20 protein-coding genes are annotated in these 20166 nt (G+C 51.7%); 7 read left to right on the top strand and 13 right to left on the bottom strand.

Annotation, left to right across the window (positions count from 1 at the left end; all coding sequences use genetic code 11):
* The first annotated feature begins 95 nt into the window (after positions 1-95).
* The 4 genes from oppB to oppF are packed head-to-tail and all read left to right on the top strand — an operon-like array spanning position 96 to position 3965.
* Complete coding sequence (gene oppB / locus RIN69_RS12655; RefSeq protein WP_313852202.1) at positions 96-1016, top strand: oligopeptide ABC transporter permease OppB; 921 nt, start codon at positions 96-98, stop codon at positions 1014-1016.
* A gap of 14 nt (positions 1017-1030) precedes the next feature.
* The gene (gene oppC, locus RIN69_RS12650) at positions 1031-1939 is read left to right on the top strand and encodes an oligopeptide ABC transporter permease OppC (RefSeq protein WP_313852201.1); all 909 of its coding nucleotides are present in this window, start codon (positions 1031-1033) and stop codon (positions 1937-1939) included.
* Between the two features lie 11 nt (positions 1940-1950).
* A complete protein-coding gene (gene oppD, locus RIN69_RS12645) occupies positions 1951-2967 on the top strand; it encodes an ABC transporter ATP-binding protein (protein ID WP_313852200.1) in 1017 nt (338 codons plus the stop codon).
* Positions 2964-3965, top strand: coding sequence for a murein tripeptide/oligopeptide ABC transporter ATP binding protein OppF (gene oppF / locus RIN69_RS12640; RefSeq protein WP_313852199.1), 1002 nt, complete (start codon positions 2964-2966; stop codon positions 3963-3965). Before oppD ends, oppF begins: the two co-directional genes overlap by 4 nt.
* A 42-nt stretch (positions 3966-4007) precedes the next feature.
* Here oppF and RIN69_RS12635 read toward each other — a convergent pair whose 3' ends face one another.
* The 3 genes from RIN69_RS12635 to RIN69_RS12625 form a co-directional block, all read right to left on the bottom strand.
* Positions 4008-4331, bottom strand: a complete 324-nt coding sequence (locus tag RIN69_RS12635; RefSeq protein ID WP_313852198.1) for an HI1450 family dsDNA-mimic protein — start codon at positions 4329-4331, stop codon at positions 4008-4010.
* A gap of 44 nt (positions 4332-4375) precedes the next feature.
* Complete coding sequence (cls, locus tag RIN69_RS12630; protein WP_313852197.1) at positions 4376-5836, bottom strand: cardiolipin synthase; 1461 nt, start codon at positions 5834-5836, stop codon at positions 4376-4378.
* Between the two features lie 156 nt (positions 5837-5992).
* A complete protein-coding gene (locus RIN69_RS12625; protein ID WP_313852196.1) occupies positions 5993-7363 on the bottom strand; it encodes a hypothetical protein in 1371 nt (456 codons plus the stop codon).
* A 513-nt stretch (positions 7364-7876) separates the two neighbouring features.
* On the opposite strand from RIN69_RS12625, the gene RIN69_RS12620 reads away from it, so the two are divergent.
* The gene (locus RIN69_RS12620) at positions 7877-8050 is read left to right on the top strand and encodes a YciY family protein (protein WP_313852195.1); all 174 of its coding nucleotides are present in this window, start codon (positions 7877-7879) and stop codon (positions 8048-8050) included.
* A 37-nt stretch (positions 8051-8087) separates the two neighbouring features.
* On the opposite strand, the gene RIN69_RS12615 is transcribed toward RIN69_RS12620, so the two are convergent.
* The 3 genes from RIN69_RS12615 to RIN69_RS12605 all read right to left on the bottom strand — a co-directional run bounded on the left by RIN69_RS12615 (position 8088) and on the right by RIN69_RS12605 (position 11722).
* The gene (locus RIN69_RS12615) at positions 8088-8384 is read right to left on the bottom strand and encodes a YciI family protein (RefSeq protein ID WP_313852193.1); all 297 of its coding nucleotides are present in this window, start codon (positions 8382-8384) and stop codon (positions 8088-8090) included.
* Between the two features lie 85 nt (positions 8385-8469).
* Entirely contained in the window at positions 8470-10017 is a 1548-nt protein-coding gene (locus RIN69_RS12610; RefSeq protein ID WP_313852192.1) for a hypothetical protein, read from the bottom strand.
* 130 nt (positions 10018-10147) lie between these two features.
* Positions 10148-11722 carry a hypothetical protein gene (locus RIN69_RS12605; RefSeq protein WP_313852191.1) on the bottom strand — a complete coding sequence of 525 codons (1575 nt, stop codon included), beginning with the start codon at positions 11720-11722 and terminating at the stop codon, positions 10148-10150.
* Positions 11723-12008: 286 nt separating this feature from the next.
* Between RIN69_RS12605 and tonB the strand changes: the two genes are divergently transcribed.
* Positions 12009-12758, top strand: a complete 750-nt coding sequence (gene tonB, locus RIN69_RS12600) for a TonB system transport protein TonB (protein WP_313852190.1) — start codon at positions 12009-12011, stop codon at positions 12756-12758.
* 45 nt (positions 12759-12803) lie between these two features.
* On the opposite strand, the gene yciA is transcribed toward tonB, so the two are convergent.
* From yciA to RIN69_RS12580, 4 genes are all read right to left on the bottom strand, one after another.
* Entirely contained in the window at positions 12804-13232 is a 429-nt protein-coding gene (gene yciA / locus RIN69_RS12595; protein ID WP_313852189.1) for an acyl-CoA thioester hydrolase YciA, read from the bottom strand.
* A 66-nt stretch (positions 13233-13298) separates the two neighbouring features.
* Positions 13299-13835, bottom strand: coding sequence for a septation protein A (locus RIN69_RS12590; protein ID WP_313852188.1), 537 nt, complete (start codon positions 13833-13835; stop codon positions 13299-13301).
* A 70-nt stretch (positions 13836-13905) separates the two neighbouring features.
* On the bottom strand, positions 13906-14643 hold the full coding sequence (locus tag RIN69_RS12585) for a YciC family protein (protein ID WP_313852187.1): 738 nt from the start codon (positions 14641-14643) through the stop codon (positions 13906-13908).
* Between the two features lie 27 nt (positions 14644-14670).
* Positions 14671-15090 (bottom strand): YkgJ family cysteine cluster protein, encoded by a 420-nt coding sequence (locus tag RIN69_RS12580; RefSeq protein WP_313852186.1) that lies wholly within the window; start codon positions 15088-15090, stop codon positions 14671-14673.
* Between the two features lie 267 nt (positions 15091-15357).
* Here RIN69_RS12580 and ompW point away from each other — a divergent pair, with 267 nt between their 5' ends.
* Positions 15358-15990: an outer membrane protein OmpW gene (gene ompW, locus RIN69_RS12575; protein WP_313852185.1), complete on the top strand. Its 633-nt coding sequence runs from the start codon at positions 15358-15360 to the stop codon at positions 15988-15990.
* A gap of 80 nt (positions 15991-16070) precedes the next feature.
* Here ompW and RIN69_RS12570 read toward each other — a convergent pair whose 3' ends face one another.
* The 3 genes from RIN69_RS12570 to RIN69_RS12560 form a co-directional block, all read right to left on the bottom strand.
* Entirely contained in the window at positions 16071-16256 is a 186-nt protein-coding gene (locus tag RIN69_RS12570) for a YegP family protein (RefSeq protein ID WP_313852184.1), read from the bottom strand.
* Between the two features lie 220 nt (positions 16257-16476).
* Positions 16477-16791, bottom strand: coding sequence for a BON domain-containing protein (locus tag RIN69_RS12565; protein WP_313852183.1), 315 nt, complete (start codon positions 16789-16791; stop codon positions 16477-16479).
* Positions 16792-17200: 409 nt separating this feature from the next.
* Positions 17201-19810 carry a reprolysin-like metallopeptidase gene (locus tag RIN69_RS12560; protein WP_313852182.1) on the bottom strand — a complete coding sequence of 870 codons (2610 nt, stop codon included), beginning with the start codon at positions 19808-19810 and terminating at the stop codon, positions 17201-17203.
* Positions 19811-20166 lie beyond the last annotated feature (356 nt).

Raw genomic sequence — 20166 nt, 5'->3', positions numbered from 1 at the left:
CAACAGGTTGCGGGTCGCAGGGGCGGCGAATTGCTGCCCCTGATTGCGGCATCGTTTGTTTTTATTCTGTAGTTTGAGCCATGTAGGTACGGGCAATGTTAAAGTTCATTTTACGTCGTTGTCTGGAAGCGATTCCGACGTTATTTATTCTTATCACCATCTCATTCTTTATGATGCGTTTAGCACCGGGCAGCCCTTTTACCGGTGAGCGCACGCTCGCGCCAGAGGTTATGGCCAATATTGAAGCCAAATATCACTTAAACGATCCGATTATGACGCAGTACTTCAGCTACCTGAAGCAGCTGGCCCACGGCGATTTTGGTCCATCGTTTAAATATAAAGACTATACGGTGAACGATCTGGTCGCCGGTTCATTCCCGGTATCGGCCAAACTGGGCGCTGCGGCGTTTCTGCTGGCGCTGGTATTGGGGGTGACTGCCGGGGTGATCGCGGCACTGAATCAAAATACCAAATGGGACTACACGGTAATGGGGATCGCCATGACCGGGGTGGTGATACCCAGCTTTGTGGTTGCGCCGCTGCTGGTGATGGTGTTTGCGATTATGCTGAAATGGTTGCCGGGCGGTGGCTGGAACGGCGGGGCGCTGAAATTTATGATTCTGCCGATGGTGGCGTTATCGCTGGCCTATATTGCCAGTATTGCGCGTATCACCCGTGGCTCGATGATTGAAGTGCTGCACTCCAACTTTATTCGCACAGCGCGAGCGAAAGGTTTACCGATGCACCGCATCGTGTTGCGTCATGCGCTGAAACCTGCGCTGCTGCCGGTACTGTCTTATCTCGGGCCAGCCTTTGTCGGTATTATCACCGGCTCAATGGTAATTGAAACCATTTATGGTCTGCCAGGTATTGGTCAGCTGTTTGTGAACGGGGCGCTGAACCGTGACTACTCACTGGTACTTAGCCTGACGATTCTGGTGGGTGCGCTGACTATTCTGTTTAACGCGATCGTTGATGTGCTGTACGCCGTTATCGATCCTAAAATTCGTTATTAACGCTGGAGCTCGCCATGATTTTAAGTAAGAAAAATAGCGAAGCTCTCGATGCTTTCAGTGAAAAGCTGGAAGTCGAAGGGCGCAGCCTCTGGCAGGATGCGCGTCGTCGCTTTATCCATAACCGCGCAGCACTAACCAGCCTGGTTGTGCTGTTGCTGATTGCGCTGTTTGTTATTCTTGCCCCGATGCTGTCACAGTATGCCTATGACGATACCGACTGGGCAATGATGTCTGCGGCTCCGGATATGGCCTCCGGTCACTATTTTGGTACCGACTCTTCCGGGCGTGATTTGCTGGTGCGCGTGGCGATTGGTGGACGTATTTCACTGATGGTCGGCGTATCGGCGGCGCTGGTGGCGGTACTGCTTGGCACGCTGTATGGCTCGCTGTCCGGTTACCTTGGCGGTAAAATTGACTCGGTGATGATGCGACTGCTGGAGATCCTTAACTCCTTCCCGTTTATGTTCTTTGTCATCTTGCTGGTAACCTTTTTTGGCCAGAATATTCTGCTCATTTTTGTCGCTATCGGCATGGTTTCCTGGCTGGATATGGCGCGTATTGTGCGCGGTCAGACCCTGAGCCTGAAGCGTAAAGAGTTTATCGAAGCGGCCCACGTCGGCGGTGTCTCGACCTTCAATATCGTGGTGCGACATATTGTGCCAAACGTGTTAGGCGTGGTGGTGGTTTACGCTTCACTGCTGGTTCCCAGCATGATCCTGTTTGAATCTTTCCTCAGTTTCCTGGGTCTCGGCACGCAAGAGCCGCTGAGCAGCTGGGGCGCGCTGCTCAGCGATGGTGCTAACTCGATGGAAGTGTCGCCGTGGCTGTTGCTGTATCCGGCGGGCTTCCTGGTGGTGACGCTATTCTGTTTTAACTTTATTGGCGATGGCCTGCGTGATGCCCTCGACCCGAAAGATCGTTAAGGAGTTTCCCGATGAGCATAATTGAAACACAGCCAGCAATGGCAAAAACCACGGGAAGCGCGGCGCTGCTGGATGTAAAAGATCTGCGCGTAACCTTTAAAACCCCGGACGGAGACGTCACGGCAGTTAACGATCTTAACTTTAGCCTGAGTGCCGGTGAAACACTGGGGATTGTCGGTGAGTCCGGCTCCGGTAAATCGCAAACCGCTTTTGCGCTGATGGGGTTGCTGGCCAGCAATGGTCGTATTGGCGGATCGGCACTGTTTAACGGTAAACAGATTCTTAATTTGCCGGAAAAGCAGCTGAACAAACTGCGCGCCGAACAGATTGCGATGATCTTCCAGGACCCGATGACTTCGCTGAATCCCTATATGAAAGTAGGCGAGCAGTTAATGGAAGTGTTGCAGCTGCATAAAGGCATGAGCAGCAGCCAGGCATTTGAAGAGTCGGTGCGAATGCTGGATGCGGTGAAAATGCCGGAAGCGCGCAAGCGTATGAAGATGTATCCGCATGAGTTTTCCGGCGGCATGCGCCAACGCGTGATGATTGCAATGGCGCTTCTCTGCCGGCCGAAACTGCTGATTGCCGATGAGCCGACTACCGCACTGGACGTGACGGTACAGGCGCAGATCATGACGCTGCTGAATGAGCTGAAACGTGAATTCAATACCGCGATTATTATGATTACCCACGATCTCGGCGTCGTGGCAGGCATCTGTAATAAAGTGCTGGTGATGTATGCCGGAAGAACCATGGAATATGGTCAGGCGCGCGATGTGTTTTATCGTCCGGCGCATCCTTACTCCATTGGCCTGCTGAATGCGGTGCCACGGCTGGATGCAGTGGAAAATGATACGCTGATGACCATTCCGGGTAATCCGCCAAACCTGTTACGTCTGCCGAAAGGCTGCCCGTTCCAGCCGCGTTGCCCGTACGCAATGGATATTTGTGCCAGTGCACCGCCGCTGGAAGCCTTTGGTGAAGGGCGCTTACGTGCCTGCTTTAAGCCGGTGGAGGAGTTGGTATGAGCGTGGTAGCCGAAAAGAAAGTATTGCTGGAAATCGCCGATCTTAAGGTGCATTTCGATATTAAAGATGGCAAACAGTGGTTCTGGCAGCCGCCGAAAACCCTGAAAGCGGTCGATGGCGTCAGCCTGCGTCTGTATGAAGGCGAAACCCTTGGGGTGGTGGGTGAATCGGGCTGCGGTAAGTCGACGCTGGCGCGGGCGATAATCGGGCTGGTGCCCGCTACCGACGGTCGCGTGGCCTGGTTAGGGCGCGATCTGCTTGGGCAAAATGCGGAAGAGTGGCGTAAGGCGCGCAGTGATATTCAGATGATCTTCCAGGATCCGCTGGCCTCGCTAAACCCGAGGATGACCATCGGTGAGATCATTGCCGAGCCGCTGCGTACTTACCATCCGAAAATGCCGCGTCAGCAAATTAAGGATAAAGTGAAGGCGATGATGATCAAGGTCGGCCTGCTGCCTAACCTGATCAACCGCTATCCACACGAGTTCTCAGGCGGTCAGTGTCAGCGTATTGGTATTGCCCGCGCGTTGATCCTTGAGCCGAAGCTGATTATCTGTGACGAGCCGGTGTCGGCCCTCGACGTGTCGATTCAGGCGCAGGTGGTCAATCTGTTGCAACAGTTGCAGCGTGAGATGGGGCTGTCGCTGATCTTTATCGCCCACGATCTGGCGGTAGTGAAGCATATCTCCGATCGGGTGCTGGTGATGTATCTCGGCCATGCGGTGGAGCTGGGTACCTATGACAACGTCTACAGTAATCCGCAACATCCGTACACCAAAGCGCTGATGTCGGCGGTGCCGATACCCGATCCCGATCTGGAAAAGCAGAAAACTATTCAGTTGCTGGAAGGGGAGTTGCCGTCGCCAATTAACCCACCATCAGGCTGCGTGTTTCGCACTCGCTGCCCGATTGCCGGGCCGGAATGCGCTAAAACCCGCCCACTGCTGGAAGGCAGTTTCCGCCATGCGGTCTCTTGCCTGAAAGTGGATCCAATGTAACGGATGATGCAGTTGCAGGGGAGCCGCTTTCGGCTCCCGTTTTTATTCACGCCATAAAATATGGCACAGCTTATGATCTTTCTCCCGGCACAGCAGTACGCGGGCAAAAATATCGTTAATCGGCTCACCGTCGGCATCCCCGAGGCCAATGACGACTTCAGCGAAAAAGTCAGGATTAAGGTCGAAATCGACATGCTCCTGCCAGTCTTCTGCCGGGTCCATCAGTTCGGCGCCGCCACGTTCTTCAAACTGCAGATTAAATATAATAATATCTGCTGGATCGAGGTTATCGCCTGCCAGTTCCAGAAAGATATCGTAAGCCTGTTCCAGCGTTTCGTCTTCGGTAAGGCGGTTATTTAAATCCATGATTAATCCCTTGGCTTTGCGGACATTTTGCAATTTCGCTCGTTTTACAGCAACGGACTGAAGAAGTAAAACAGTCGTTCAACGATTCGTTGCCAGTAAGCACGTCGTGACCAGCGTTTGGCATCAAGCAGTTGTGAACGCGCAATATAATCGTCCTGCACGCAGGCTAAATCAGCGCCAAAACCTTCATCATCAATCACCAGCGTAATTTCGAAATTGAGCCACAGGCTACGCATATCCAGATTGACCGTGCCCACCAGGCTAAGTTGTCCGTCGACCAGAATACTTTTGGTGTGCAGTAATCCGCCCTCGAACTGATAAATTTTTACACCGGCATCAAGCAGTTCGGCAAAGAATGCGCGGCTTGCCCAGCCGACCAGCATCGAATCATTATGATGCGGAACAATCAGACTGACATCAACACCACGCTGCGCGGCGGTGCATATTGCGTGCAGTAAATCATCGCTCGGCACGAAATAGGGCGTGGTCATTATCAGCTGTGAACGCGCTGAATAAACCGCGGTTAGCAGCGCCTGATGGATCATATCCTCCGGGAAGCCAGGGCCGGAAGCAATTGCCTGAATGGTGTGGCCGCTCTCCTGTTCAAACGGCATCACATTATTATCCGGCGGCGGCGGCAAAATACGTTTGCCGGTCTCAATTTCCCAGTCGCAGGAGTAGATAATTCCCAGGGTGGTGGCCACCGGGCCCTCCATACGTGCCATTAAATCGACCCACTGGCCAACACCGGCATCCTGTTTAAAGTAGCGCGGATCCACCAGATTCATACTGCCGGTGTAGGCAATATAGTTATCGATCAGCACCACTTTACGATGCTGACGTAAATCCATACGGCGCAGGAAAACACGTAACAGGCTGACTTTTAATGCTTCCACTACATCAATGCCAGCATTGCGCATCATCGCCGCCCATGGGCTGCGGAAAAACGCCACGCTCCCGGCAGAGTCCAGCAGCAGTCGGCAGTGTACGCCACGCCTTGAGGCCGCCATTAGCGATTCGGCGACTTCATCTGCCATTCCGCCGGGCTGCCAGATATAGAAAACCATCTCGATATTATGGCGTGCCAGCTGGATATCGCGGATCAACGCCTTCATGGTGTCTTCGGAGCTGGTGAGCAGCTGAAGCTGATTGCCTTTCACCCCGGCAATGCCCTGACGTTTTTCGCACAGCTGGAAAAGCGAACGCGCCACATCACTGTTTTCAGTGGCAAAAATATGGTGGCAGGCCTTCAGATCGTTAAGCCAGCGCGCCGTTGAGGGCCACATAGTGCGCGCACGTTCGGCACGCCGTTTGCCCAGATGTAACTCGCCAAAGGAGAGATAAGCAATGATACCGACCAGCGGAATAATATAGATGATTAATAGCCAGGCCATTGCCGATGGCACTGCCCGACGCTTCATCAGAATGCGTAATGTCACACCGGCAATCAGTAACCAATAACCAAAAAATAGTAGCCAACTGATTAGGGTGTAAAAAGTTGTCATTAAGTGGAAATCCTGTTCACGCTCATGGTTAAGTCAGTTTACGTGCAGAAGACAGTTGGCGAAACCCTGTTACCCATTTTTCCGCGTTTAAGCAGGAAAAACGCTGACAGTTTAACGACGATTGATAAACAATCGTCGGTCGAAAGCGCCGTTTGATCACCGTTTAATCGATTTTACCGGCGTCGCTATCACTCTGCGCAGCTTATCGGCTACCGCTGGCGATAAGTCGGCCACCGTCGCGCTGCGTTTACGCTGCCGGGTGTCTGTCTGCCAGCGCGGAGCGTGGGTGGGGAGCTGCAATGCACGATCAAGAATATCTTCACCGCACTTTGCTATCATTTGCTGATAAAGCTGTGCGATTTGCTCATCCTGCACGATTTCCGGAGTCATCTGAGCGGCGACAGGAGCATTGACAGATTCTGGTAACGCAATGTCATCTTGCGCACCAGGCTGATTTAACCATTCAAGGATCCGCTGATTAGGCGGATAGATGGGCAGATATTGCAATGTCACTGAAGCTGCCACCTCTGTTTGGGCGGTGAGATCGTCTTTTAACTTATCCTTGTTGTAATCTCTGAATGCTTCAACGATGTAGCTTTTTGCTGGCGGATTGTTGTCCAGCAGCACTAGCGCGCTGTGCAGCATCGAGGCACTTATCGGTTGCGGCATCGCGGGCTGCCTGATTAAAGCATTAATTTTACGCGTTATTGCTTGCGAGTTGTTTTTCGTTGAGACCGACCAGTGCAAACTGACCCATTTCAACAGTGCGTCGCTGACGTTACTGTTTACCCTGATGAAGGCAATTCTGATCTGTTTTTTTTGCGGAGCATTTCCGCCATACAGTTTTCTCATCGCCATATACAGTTTGCTGCTGTCGCGCCAACTTTGCATTAGAGGATCACGTAACAATGCGATAAGTCTATCTGGTACCAAACCGGATGTGCGCTGCCAGCAATTGTTCAACAGGTTAAGTGTTTCTGAATCATTAAAGGTTTCAGTTAATTCGAGCAGTCGCCGCACGGAGCTCAAACCGGGTCCATTGATACCGAGGAGATGATACAAGGCAATAAACAGCGTATCTGCATTCAGCTCTGCTGGTGCGTTGGGCTGAGACCGCAACAGGCGGATTTTTTCCTGTAACTGGAGCTCTGCATTGCGTGGCCAGTGGATATCTACCCACCGGTTCACCTCGCTACTTGATACTATTCTGCTGGCGTAAAATGCCAGCGTGATGGTATTCCTTGAGTATGCCTCGTTGATACTCATGGCCAACAGGGCTGCCCGCACTTTTGCCGGAGTAAGATCTTCTGGCGTATCTTCACGCTTGAGCAGCGTTAATAATCTGAACTCTGCAGGGCCTTCATGGCACAGGTTTTGATAAATCCAGCTGATGATATGGGGTTCTGCGGGCTGTTGTACTTCAGTGAAGGCGTATTCTATCTGGCATAAACCGACTCCCCACGCATCGATCTGGCCTAACGCCTGGTGCAACTCTGCGGCGTTGAGCGTTAGCGGCTTTTCCGGCATTTGCAGTAGCTGATGAATACGTTTTAGTTTGGTATCTCCCTGCGTTTGCGGCCAATATTTTTCGCACCACGTGATGACTTCTTCGCGCACCGTGCTGCTGGTTCTGCCCGGCGGAGTCAACAGACCATTTCGTAGTCGATAATTCTGCATCAGTGCATCCGCTGGCTGCGATACAGATAACCGACGGGTGCTTTGCGATACGCGGGTGACGCGACTCAGTATCTCAGGGGCAGTGAATATTGCCACCTCTTGAGCAGAGGCTGTCGAAGATGTCGATGAGGGGGGGATGGCGAAAAGATCGTTTGCCATATCATGGCTCTCCTTACAACTCACCTCAGGCTGAGTGCCATCATATCCCTGCAGGCGCGGTCAGATTTACAGTATCCGGCTTTTTAGCTGTTGCGGAGCGATTTCATGCTAATTATTTTGTTTTGTGTAAACACATCGGATTTGGTCTGCCAGAAACGAGGTCTATAATGCATCGCCAGTTGACCATAAGCGGGATGAGCTAAAATGAGACGAAGCAGAAACGAAGTAGCACGTTGGCGGATGATACGCCAGGTTCAGCGTCGCAGGGCGCGTTGGCTGGAAGGGCAGTCCCGTCGCTATGGTCGTATGCACTCATTTCGTCATCAGATTAACCAGCAGCAGCGACGTTCAATACTGTTTATTTCGCAATATATGTGATCGATTGGGGCCAGTGGCTGGCCCCAATTTTACGTCATCAGAAGATGCGTTTAAACGGTTTCACTGCGACCTGACGGTAAACGCCCGCCGCAATATACGGGTCATCTTCTGCCCATGACTGTGCCGCTTCCAGTGAGGGAAACTCTGCAATCACCGTTGACCCGGTGAATCCTGCGACGCCGGGATCGTTGCTGTCGACTGCTGGCATTGGACCGGCGATAATCAGACGCCCCTCGTCCTGCAATAACTGCAGGCGGGCAAGATGAGCAGGGCGCACGGCGGTGCGTTTTTCCAGAGAATCAGCATTATCTTCAGCGTAAATTACATAAAGCACGTTCAGAACCCCCGTCGGGTCGTTAAGATTCGGCGATCACGGTAAGTCATCATTCGCCAATGTGCAATTGAAAGATAACCCCGGGTTAATCCAGATCATTCTTTGCCGGGGGGCGTGAGGCCGCCGCAGGTATCACTCTGCGTAACTTATTTACCACCGCAGGCGCCAGGCCCGCCGCCGTATCGCTGCGCTTATATTGCTGCTCGCGTGTCGGGTCGGAAAGCTGTTCTGATGCCCGGTCAAGAATATTTTCGCCGTACATATGTACCAGCAACTGATAGGTTTGCGCGACCTGCGCATTCTGCGCAGTTTCCAGCTGCAACTGGGCTTCCGCAGCCTTAGCTAACATGTGCTGTTTAAAAACCTCAAAAACGTGACTTTTGGCCGGTGGATTGCTGCCTACCAGCAGCAGCGCGCTGTACAGCATCAGGGCGTTGACCGGTTGCGGCATCTCTGGCTGGGTGAGTAATTTTTCAACTCTGCTCATTGTTACATCCACACTGTCTTCTGATGAGGCCATCCAGTGTTTGGCGACCCAACTTAACAGCGCGTCGGTGACACCACCGGTGACGCGAATAACCGCTGTTCTGATTTGGTGTTTAACCGGTGCATCATGGCTATAGAGTTGCTTCATCGCCCTGAGCAGGTTGTTGATATCGCGCCACTGCTTCATTTGCGGCAGGCTTAACAGTGTAATAAGCCGGTCTGATGTCAAACCGAAGGTACGCCTCCAATGATGGTCCAGCAGGCTAAGTTGCTGGACATCGTCACTGATTGCGGTGGAATTAAAAAGCTGACGGACGGTGTTCAGTTTCGGCCCATTCTCACCCAGTTGGTGAAACAGCGCGATATAAACGGTGTCTGCATCAAAGTCAGCAGGGGGATTGGGTTGTCCCTGCAAGTGTTGAATTTTTTGCGATAAAGAGATATCCGGGTTACGCGACCAGTGGCGACAGACCCATGTCCTCATCTCGTCACTTAACGCGATTTTACTGGCTTTAAATGCCAGGCTGATGGTACTTCTGCCAAATGCAGTGCTGAGGTCCAGCTCCAGTAGCGCTGCGCGCATCATTTTCGGTGTGATTCCGGCTGGCCTGTCGTCACGTTTAAGCAGCGTTAATAATCTGAACTCGGCATTGCCGACACGGCATGGATTATGCTTAATCCAGTTAACCATGTGCGGATCGGCTTGTTGGAGATATTCATCGAAAGTATGCTTGATACTGGTCAAGCCTGGGATCCAACTGTCAATCTGACCCAGCGCGTTGCGCAGTTCTGTGGCGTCAAGATTTTCCGGTTTCCCTGGCGTGCGCAACAGCTGGTGGATACGTTTTATTTTGGTGTCGCCCTGAGCCAGCGGCCAATACTTTTCGCACCAGGTAATGACTTCTTTGCGTACCTCTCCGGCGGAGCGATCACTCTTCCTGAAATGTTGCAGTTGCGCGGCATTGTGCTGTATCGGTCTGTCATGCTGTGATTGTGTGTTCAACGGCGAGGATGATAACTGACGGGGGCTTTGTGATGCACCGGTCACCTGACTCAGTACCGTGGAGGCAGGCTGGGTGCGCGCCATTGAAGCAGGCGATGTCCGGGGTGTCGATAGCGGCGGAACAGCGGTGAAATCATTCGCCATATCATTGCTCTCCTTGCAACTTAGCTTCCCTGCAATGGCAGGGCAGCACTTCAGGCAGAGCCTAATCATATCCCTGTGGTCAGGGTGAAATTTACAGTATCCGGCTTTTTTACTGTTGAGAATCACATTCCTAATCAGTGCCTGGAGCGCGCCCCTCTGCTGCGGGTATCACCTTGCGCAGTTTATTAACAACGGCATCTGGCCATCCGACCGCAGCAGCGTTGCGTTTATATGACTCGGGAAAGGCCGGTTCGCCTCGAATATATTCTGCTGCCCGCTCAAGAATATCCTCGCCGCATACCTCGACCAGCAACTGATAAGCCTGGGTAATTTGCTGATCGAGCGGGGGTACAGGTTGCATCAGGGAATGAGGGTCGGTATTGCTGAGGATCGCCGGCTTATTTTTTATGTAGTGATTAAAGGCTGCGATCGCGTAGCTTTTGACTGGTGGATTGCCGCCCACTAACTGTAGCGCGTGATACAGCATTAAGGCGCTGATCGGCTGCGGCATGCCCGGCTGCCTGAGTAAGGCGTCAAATCTTCTCATGGTGATATCAAAACTTATTTCCGGTGTGGAAACCCAGTGCCTGGCGACCCAGTCCAACAGTGCATCACTGACATTACCGGTGGCCCTGATAACCGCAGTTCTGATTTGATATTTTAGCGGTGCACTGTAGCTATACAGTATCTTCATCGCCCGATACAAACTGTTGGTATTACGCCACTGTTTCATATGAGGCTGGCGTAACAGCGTCAGAAGCCGGTCTGAGACCAGACCTGAAGTGCTTTGCCAGCAATCTTTCAACAACAAAAGTTGTTGTGAGTCGTTACTGATTTCGGACTCATTAAACAGTTGGCGGATGGTGGTCAGCCCCGGTCCTTTGGCACCCAGCCGGTAGAACAATGCGATATAAACGGTATCCGCTTCAAAATCTTCAGGTGGATTTGGCTGCGCGCGCAACAGATGAACTTTATCCTGTAATGAGAAATCGGAGCGGGTGGGCCAGTATTGATTAATCCATGCCTCCATTTCGCTGCTTAACACAATCTTATTAGCATGAAAGGCCAGGTTGATGGTACTTCTGCCATAGGCGGAACTGACGTTCACCGCCAGCAGTGCTGCCCGCATTTTGGCCGGAGTAATATCAGCCGGTTTGTCCTGGCGTTTAAGCAGCGTCAATAATCTGAATTCTGCGGAGCCGATATGACATTGATGACGAGTAATCCAGCGGATAATAGCCGGGTCTGCTGCCTGGTACTCTTCATGAAAGGTGTACTCAATCTGACTGAGGCTTGGTCCCCGGTTATCGAGCATATTTAATGCCTTGAACAGCTCCGGGGCACCCAACATTGCCGGTTTATTCGGTGCATTCAGTAATTGATGAATACGTTTTAGCTTGGTTTCTGAAACGCTCAGCGGCCAGTTTTTCTGACACCATATGATGACTTCTTCACGTACAGCGACGCGGGGGAGATCGGTCGCGACCAGTTGTGTCGATGGTGCGAAGTGATAGATCGGAGAATCATAGTGTGGTTGCACCTCCGGCGTTGTTGTTGGCGGTATTAAGGCTAACTGGTTGGTGCTCTGCGAGACAGCGGTAACCCTGCTCAACGCCGTGGCGGCGTTGCTTCTGGCCGTCAGTGTCGCAGCTGATGCTGTCGAATAGGGGGTTATGGATGTGACGGCGGGAAAATCATTGGCCATATCATTGCGCTCCTTGTCACTTAACGTTGCGGTAATAACAGTTAAGTCCATCAGGCAAACTGCAATAATATCCCTGCTGAGGTTATCCGATTTACAGTATCCGACTTTTTGCTGTTGGTGATCACGTCATCCAGCTTAATAATCCCTTAACCTCAGCTATTTCTGAATCCAGACAGTCGTTGTTTAACGCGATTAGGCGCTTTTGCGCTGTTTAACCCGACTGCTTGTTGAAACTGATTGCTATTTGCATTTACTATTGTCCCCTGATTAAAATAGCTGAATGACTATGACGACGCTCACTACAACATTGCCCCGACGTTCTCCTTTGCCACTGCTACTGTCTCTCGCACTGCACGGCTCGGTGATCGCCGGTTTACTTTATGCTTCTTTTCACCAGGTTGTTGAAGTACCGAAAGCGTCGCAACCGATTAGCGTGACGATGGTGGCCCCTGAAGTGCAGCCAGAGCCAGAACCTGCGCCTGCACCGGTGGCACAGCCCGAACCGGAGCCAGAACCAGAACCTGCGCCGGAACCCGAACCGGCTCCTGAACCGCCAAAACCGGAACCGGTGCCAATTCCTAAACCGGAACCGAAGCCCAAGCCAAAGCCGGTGAAGAAAGATGTGGTGCAGCCGAAGAAAGAGGTGAAGCCAAAAACGCAGCCGCGTGAAGCCAACCCGTTCCAGAAAGATATCCCTGAGAATGTCGCCGCGAAACCGTCTACCGCGCCGAAACTGTCAAATGCGCCGGCGGCGAAAACGGTGTCTGACGGTCCGCGCGCGCTGAATGTTGGTAAGCCGGCTTATCCGGCGCGTGCTTTTGCGTTACGCGTAGAGGGTAAGGTACGGGTACAGTTTGATGTCGACAGCAGCGGCCAGGTCGGTAACGTGCGTATTCTCTCTGCGGAGCCGCGCAATATGTTTGAACGTGAAGTGAAGCAGGCGATGAAGAAGTGGCGTTATGAAGCCGGTAAGCCAGGCAACAATATCACCATGAGTATTGTCTTCCGCATCAATGGCGGGGCCAGTATCGAATAGTCCGGGCAGTCTCTGATAACAGGGCGGAACGCGCCGCCCTGATTATTATGGTTGGCTGTCGTGATTAAGATTGCTTTTACCGTCGGGCAGCGGGCGAGATTTGCCTTCAGGATCGACGGCAACATAGATAAACACCGCTTCGGTTGCGCGATAGCGCTGGCCAATCGGCTCAGAAGAGACTTTCTTTACCCAGACTTCCACGTTAATGGTAATTGAGCTGCTGCCGGTACGCATACAGCGTGCATAGCAACACACCACATCACCGACTGCTACCGGTTTTAAGAAGGTCATTCCGTCAACCCGCACCGTCACCACACGACCCTCGGCAATCTCTTTTGCCAGAATCGCACCGCCCATATCCATTTGCGACATCAGCCAGCCACCAAAAATATCGCCGTTGGCATTGGTATCGGCAGGCATGGCCAGCGTACGCAGCACTACTTCACCCTGCGGTGACTTCTGTTTATCGTCCATTGCTTCACTTCTTATTAAATGTGCCAGACAGGCAAAATGCCCGGCAGAGCTGCCGGGCAATAATGATTACTTTTGTTCCTGTGGCATCAGGCGGTAGATATAGACACCGCTGACCAGGGTAAATATCAGCGTCAACCCGGTCAGGCCGAACACTTTGAAATTAACCCAAAACGCCTGCGACAGCCAAAAGGCGACGTAAATATTCGCCAGGCCACAGGCGAGGAAGAACAGTGCCCAGGCGATATTCAGTTTGCGCCATGCATGCTCAGGTAACTGAATCTCTTTACCTAACATGGTCTGGATTAGCGGTTTTTTCATCCAGAACTGGCTGAACAGCAGGGCGATGGCAAACAGTCCATAAATCACGGTGACTTTCCACTTAATAAACTCATCGTTGTGGAAAACCAGCGTCAGGGTGCCAAAAACGGCAACCAGCACAAAGGTGAAAATGGTCATTTTTTCCAGCTTGCGATAGAGCACCCAGCTAATGACCAGCGCCAGACCGGTGGCGACAATCAGCGCGCCTGAGGCGACAAAAATGTCGTAAAGCTTGTAAAAGACAAAGAATACAACCAGCGGGAGAAAATCGAGTAACTGCTTCATAAAGGTTTCCAAATCACTGACGGGGCATTGTTCAGAGTCCGGCATGCCCGTTACGGGCATGCCTTACTGTTTAACGTAACAGCATATACAGTCGATACAAATAAATTATTAATATCGCTGAAACCAGATTGCTGATTGCGTTAAATACCACCGAAGCAACATTGGCGGGCAATACGGTAAACGACGTAGCCAGCAACATCAGCAGAATTTTAGCCAGTAGCCAGAAGATGATCGCGGGTGCCACCAGTTTCATCTGGCCCCAGACCATGCGTACGCTGGTGCGCATTGAAGCAAAAACGCCGCTCTTTTCCGTCGCCAGTATTACCGGCGACAGCGCCAGCACAATCGCCAGCAGCACACCCGGCACCACCAGCACCATGAAGCCCAACTGAACCACCAGCGTGACCAGAAAGGTGAGCAGCAGCAAGCGTGGCAGCATTGGTGCGGAAGCGCCGATAGCGCGCAGGGCGCTAACCCGTTGCCCGGCGGAGACCATCGGGATCAGACATAGCATTCCACCTAACAGCAATACATTACCGACCAGTGACGCAAAGGTGCCGGCGGCAGAAGCGCGCAGTAACACCTGTTGCTGTTCGGGCGTCATGTTTTGCACCATTTCAAACAGCGTCGAAGCGCTGCCGCTGTCACCTTCGCTTAATATCGACATTTGATCGGCATCAGGCGTCAGTGCGTGACCAATGATAAGCGTAATAAATGAGGTCAGCAGCGCCATCAGTAAGATAGTAATCATTTGATGGCGCAGGAAATTTCCCGTGTCACGGTATAGCGATCCCGCCGTGATAGACATGTACACTCCTTTAGTGAATTACCGGGTTTAACTACCCGGCGATTGTACATGGTCTGGCAGTAAGCTGGCACCCTGACTTACATAACTTTCGGTAAATGCAGCGATTACTGGATGAAAAAGCGGCGGTAATCCGTATTTTGCCCGCGCGCGGTCGCAAGCATCATTAGGCTCACCATTTTCACCTGCCATCTGAAATTCCCGACAGGGTGTCGGGCGCTGCTCATAAATAGCGCATGAGACACAACCGCCAATCTCTCCCTGTAATGAGCTACATCGCGGTGTTTTATTATTCGTGCCGGCCATTGCGCGCAGAAAAGGGGTGATGGGTTCGGTCAGTTCTGCTGGCACGCGGCCGCCGCCATCATTGGCTTCAGCCCAGTAGAAAGAGACACGAAAATAGGCGCAGCACGCGCCACAGGTTACGCAAGGATTAAGATTATCGCTCATTTGATCGCCCGCCCCTCCTGAGGCTTCGAACCAAAATCACATTAATGGGGATAAGCAAAGTATCCGCTTCATGACCTTTATTCAACGGCTTTATTTGTATAACGAATTTGTCGCAGATTGATTCAGATCAATGCATCGACTGTTAAGGGATATGAAACAATTGATTGACATGATCTTTTGCAATTCTGCTGTCAGTATGTGCCGCGCAATAATTAAGAAGACCTCAAAAGAGCTAGCAAATACAACGTGATAACAACAGGAGTGGTTATGAAGTTGGCAGCGGTAGTCCTGGCATTAACAGCAGCAATGCCAGTGATAGCAAGTGCGCATCAGGCGGGTGATTTTTTTATGCGTGCCGGTTCGGCGACGGTACGTCCGACAGAAGGGTCGGATAATGTGCTGGGTATGGGCTCGTTCAGTGTTGATAACAACACCCAACTTGGCCTGACCTTTACCTGGATGGCTACCGATAATATCGGTGTCGAACTGCTGGCGGCAACGCCGTTCCGTCATCGGGTTGGCCTGGCGGCTACCGGTAACCTGGCTGAAGTGAAACAGCTACCGCCAACGTTGATGGCCCAATGGTACTTTTTCGACAGCAGCAGTAAAGCGCGTCCCTATATTGGCGCGGGGATTAACTACACCACCTTTTACGATGCCGACTTCAATCAGACCGGGCGTGATGCCGGTCTCAGCGATCTGAGTGTTAAAAATTCCTGGGGTCTGGCCGGGCAGGTCGGTCTCGATTATCAAATCGATCCTGACTGGATGCTGAATATGTCGCTCTGGTATATGGATATCGATACCGAAGTGAAATTTAAAGCTGGTGACGAACAGCAGAATATCAAAACCCGTATCGATCCCTGGGTGTTCTTCTTTGGCGTTGGCTACCGTTTCTGATTTATTCGATAAAAATTTCATGCCAGCTAATCACTTTTTAAGGGCAATATTTGCCCTTTTTTCGCTGTCAGACTGAGCGATTAACTCTCATCACGAATATCGCTGGTTGGTCCATTTTGCTGCACTGACTTTATTCCATTGTGAGCCGCTTGTTTTGAGGTGTACATCTCGCTGGTGGCGATCACCTCGCCATTAGACGCTTTCAGTACAAAGTAGAATTCTGTTTTAACCGTCGATTTGCTTCTTTTGATCACGTAATAACCCATGACAGTCTCCTTATTCCGCCGCACAGCGCAGCAGCTTCAATATTGACCAGAAATGGCACTATTTCAATAAGTTTTATTTAACATTGTGAACCATGCCAGCGCCATGCCGAGTCTGCGATTGCGCGACAGAGGATAATTAGCCGGTTATTGTTGTGCGCAGGGTGGGGCGACGAAAAAAAAGGCCGGGTAAATCCCGGCCAGATTAATCTCAGCGTATCTGCTACTTGATTTGCATATCGTTAACTACTGATTTGACGCCTGGGACCGTGCGGGTCACTTCCACTGCGCGGTTTGCCATCTGTGGTGAGGCGACAAAGCCACTTAGCTGCACGCGGCCTTTAAAGGTTTCGACATTGATCTCAGTGGATTTCAATGAATCCTCGCGCAGAAGCTGGGTTTTCACTTTGGTGGTAATGACGGAGTCATCAAAATAACCGCCGGTGCCTTCTTTCGTTGGTGTCGGGGCGCAGGCACTGACTGCCAGTGCAACCACTGCCGCGATAACTGCACCACTTACGACTTTAAATAACTTCATTGTTTATCTCCCTGTCTGTATCAATGGATAGCACCGTCACAGATAACGGCAGCCTCAATGATTGTCGGACAGAATAGTTAAATGTACAAATAACAGAGATAAAAAAAGAGAAAGGAAAGAGTGCCTTATCGTGGAGCAAAGCATTTTATGCCTGGAAAACTCACGCCAGCTGTTATTAAGAATCAGTTACCGTTTTTTGAATCAAATCTCGATTGGATCCAGGATGACGCTTATTTGAACAGGATGTAAAAGGCAGATTCTAATTCGAGGAGAAATTTCTGATGATGACATCACTTTAAAAACAACCAGAGTTAAATGGCCGGGAGTGCCCCGGCCAGCCTGAACATCAGGTCAGATTTAAATAGCTTAACTCTTTACGGCAGCGTGACGGCTAATCAGCGGCGACAGGTTAATTAACCAGATTGCCGTTGGCATCGCGGGTTTCAATGGTCACGGTTAACTGGTCGTTTTGCGCCAGCGGCAGCCAGATATGGTTGCGATAGGAGCTGCCGGCTATCCACTGAAGGGTGCCGTCAGCCTGCATCTCACCCGCACGCAGCGTCGCTGGCGTTTCGGCGTTAAGCGCACGGGTCAGATCGGATATCCACTGGTAACGGCCAAAGTTGGCGCTGGTAATCGGCAGCTTCACTTCCTTCACAATCGAGTGGGTGGTGGAATTGCGCACGGTGACCACCTTGGTGGTGCCCGGCGTGGCATCGAGCTCGTTATGGCTGTATTTGCTGACCCACTTGTCGCCCAGCGCTTCGCCGTAGGTTCCCTGGTTGATCTGCAACTGCAATTTTCCGTCGAGGATGGACGAGATCCAGAGATTATTGCGATAGTGGCTACCCTTGATCAGGGTGATAACGCCGCTGGCAGCGTCCCTCTCACCGGCGCGGACTTCATTGGCAGACAGTCGGCTGTTAATCGCCTCGCCAATTTCTGTCGGCCAGTGATACATGCTGGTATTGCTGAACGGCAGGCTGAAGGCGGACTGCATCTTGCCAGAGGCCAGATTCGTCAGCTGCACCTGGAAAAACTGACGTGCGGGCAGGTCGGCCGATCCGAGCAGGGCGCCGATCTGATTCCAGCTGACAGGGGCGGCGCTGACCGTCTCAACGCTGGCGGTCAGCGCCTGGCGTTTGGCCAGCGGAACCCAGATTTGGTTACGGTAAGAACTGCCCGCGGCAACGGCAATGGAGCCATTGGCCTGGATTTCACCGGCGCGCATCTCCTGGGTATTGCTGGCGTTAACCGCGCGGGCCAGCTGCTCCGGCCAGCTCCAGGCACCGGCGTTGCTTTCGGTTATCAGAAGCGACTCGCGGGCCACTTCCTGATCGGTCTGGCTTTGTTTCAGGACGACTTGTTTTTGCGTGCCGGGTTCGGCAGCCTGTTCATCGGAGCTGATTACGCCGACAGTAAACCATTTCTGATTATCAGCTTCGGCGTAGGTGCGGCGGGTCATCTGCAGCTGATTCTGGCCGGACAAGCTGTTGTGGACCCAGATTTTGTTGCGATAGCTTGAGCCCGGGATGAAATGAATGTCGCCATTGCTGTCTCTTTCACCGGCGCGCACGGTGTTGGCCGGGAAATAGGCATTAATCGCCGCGGCCGTTTCTGCTGGCCACTGGTACATACCCCGGCCGTCGACCACCTTGTCGAGAGAATAGATGACCTGGCCGGTGGTTCTGTTTTTCAGCTGGATCTCAAAAAACTGTCTGGCGGCCAAGTCACCATTGCCTGTCAGTTCGCCGGACTGTACCCAGGTCGCAGGAGCAGGATAAAAATTCGCGACGTTCTGGGCACGGTTATTCATCCTCCGGGCGTTATTATGCTGATTGGTTGTGCCGGCGGGAATGTTCATGTAAGTGACATCCGGATTCGAGAAGTTTTGTATTCTGGAGCAGGTTGGTGAGCAATCGTTAGCCATAACTGTACGGAATCTTGGCGTGACAGTATGCTGGAATCCAGCTTCATGCGTGGCGCCGATATTATGGCCTGTTTCGTGAGCATAGGTGTAATTGGTGACAGAGCAATCCCCATTTACCACACTTAAGCCCTTGGCTTTGTTGGCATCCTGGTGTGCAACGCCGCAAACGTTTTTAACCTGGCTAAACAGAACTGCTAAGTCAGCGAGATTCTCATCACGCATCTTCTGAATAGGCGCTCCTACTGCAGAGCTTGTATTCGTCATCAGCGACAGCAGGCCGGCGGCGAGCGTACCATTTTCATTGTAATTCAGGTCAAGAATACCGGCGTTAACTAATTCAATATTGACGTTACTGCGCTTGTAGGCTTCGTTGGTGCGTGCTATCGACAGGTTAGCCAGCGCCAGCGTATCAGGGTATTTGATACGGGCATTACTGGTGGATGCCGTTAGCACGCGGATTTTAATCGGGTAATTCTGAGTGCTGACGTCATTATCTTCGCTGTGGGCAGCACGGTGTTCGTCATCGCTGGCGTCAGCTGTTGCGCCATGGTTGTGTTCATGACCGTGAGCCGAATGATCTTCAATGCCATCGTCGCCATAGTCAGGGAACTTACTGGCATCGATTTTAACAATGGCGTGATTGCCATCTGCCATTGGGGTAACCATATACTGCTGGCCGTCAACGGTGATGACGCCGGTGATATTGTTACCGTTGCGCACCAGCAGAACTTCGTTTTTGGCTGACTCTTCATCAGACATCTGGGCAGGCTCACCGAGAGTCCCTTTCCAGAGGCTGGTGCCGTCGGCATTGTCTTTAAAATCGAGCTGATGTGCGGTAACGACCAGGCCCGGCTCAACTTCCAGGGCAATATCTTTGGTGCTGGCGGCAACCAGTGCGGCGCGGACAGTGATAAAATTAACCGATTCCGTCGCCGGGCTTTCAGTAAAGATATTTTTTTTGGTGTCCAGTATCGAATGGGTTTCAGCAAACAGCTGATTTTCCTGTGACCAGGCGGCAGTGGAAGCCAGCATTAATACGCCAGCCGAAAGTAAGCGCGTGCGCTTTAATTTAAAATCCGGGAGAAACATTTTTACACCTCGTTTATTAGAAGTGTGAAATATATCCGTATGCAAGGTTTGATCAATGCTCTGCGCGGCGATTAAATAAAAACAGAAAAGTCCTGATTGATGGCGGGTGGTTTCTGCGAAAATTAATGTAAGCAAAATAAATATTAAATAAGCGATCGTTTAACTAAGTTTTAATCATGGCGTAATTGTCCTCTGCCAGCAGTGTAATCATATACAGGTCGCCCTCAATGCTGACAGCAGAAGCCAGAATAATCTCTGTTTGCGAAGGGAAGGTTCTTGATGAGTACGTTGCTAAAGATAATTGGAGTTAAATGGCCGGGAGTGCCCCGGCCAGCCTGAACATCAGGTCAGATTTA

It is taken from the genome of Winslowiella toletana (assembly GCF_032164335.1).
Classification (GTDB): Bacteria; Pseudomonadota; Gammaproteobacteria; order Enterobacterales; family Enterobacteriaceae; genus Erwinia; species Erwinia toletana_A.
This window is presented reverse-complemented; position numbering and strand designations above follow the sequence as displayed.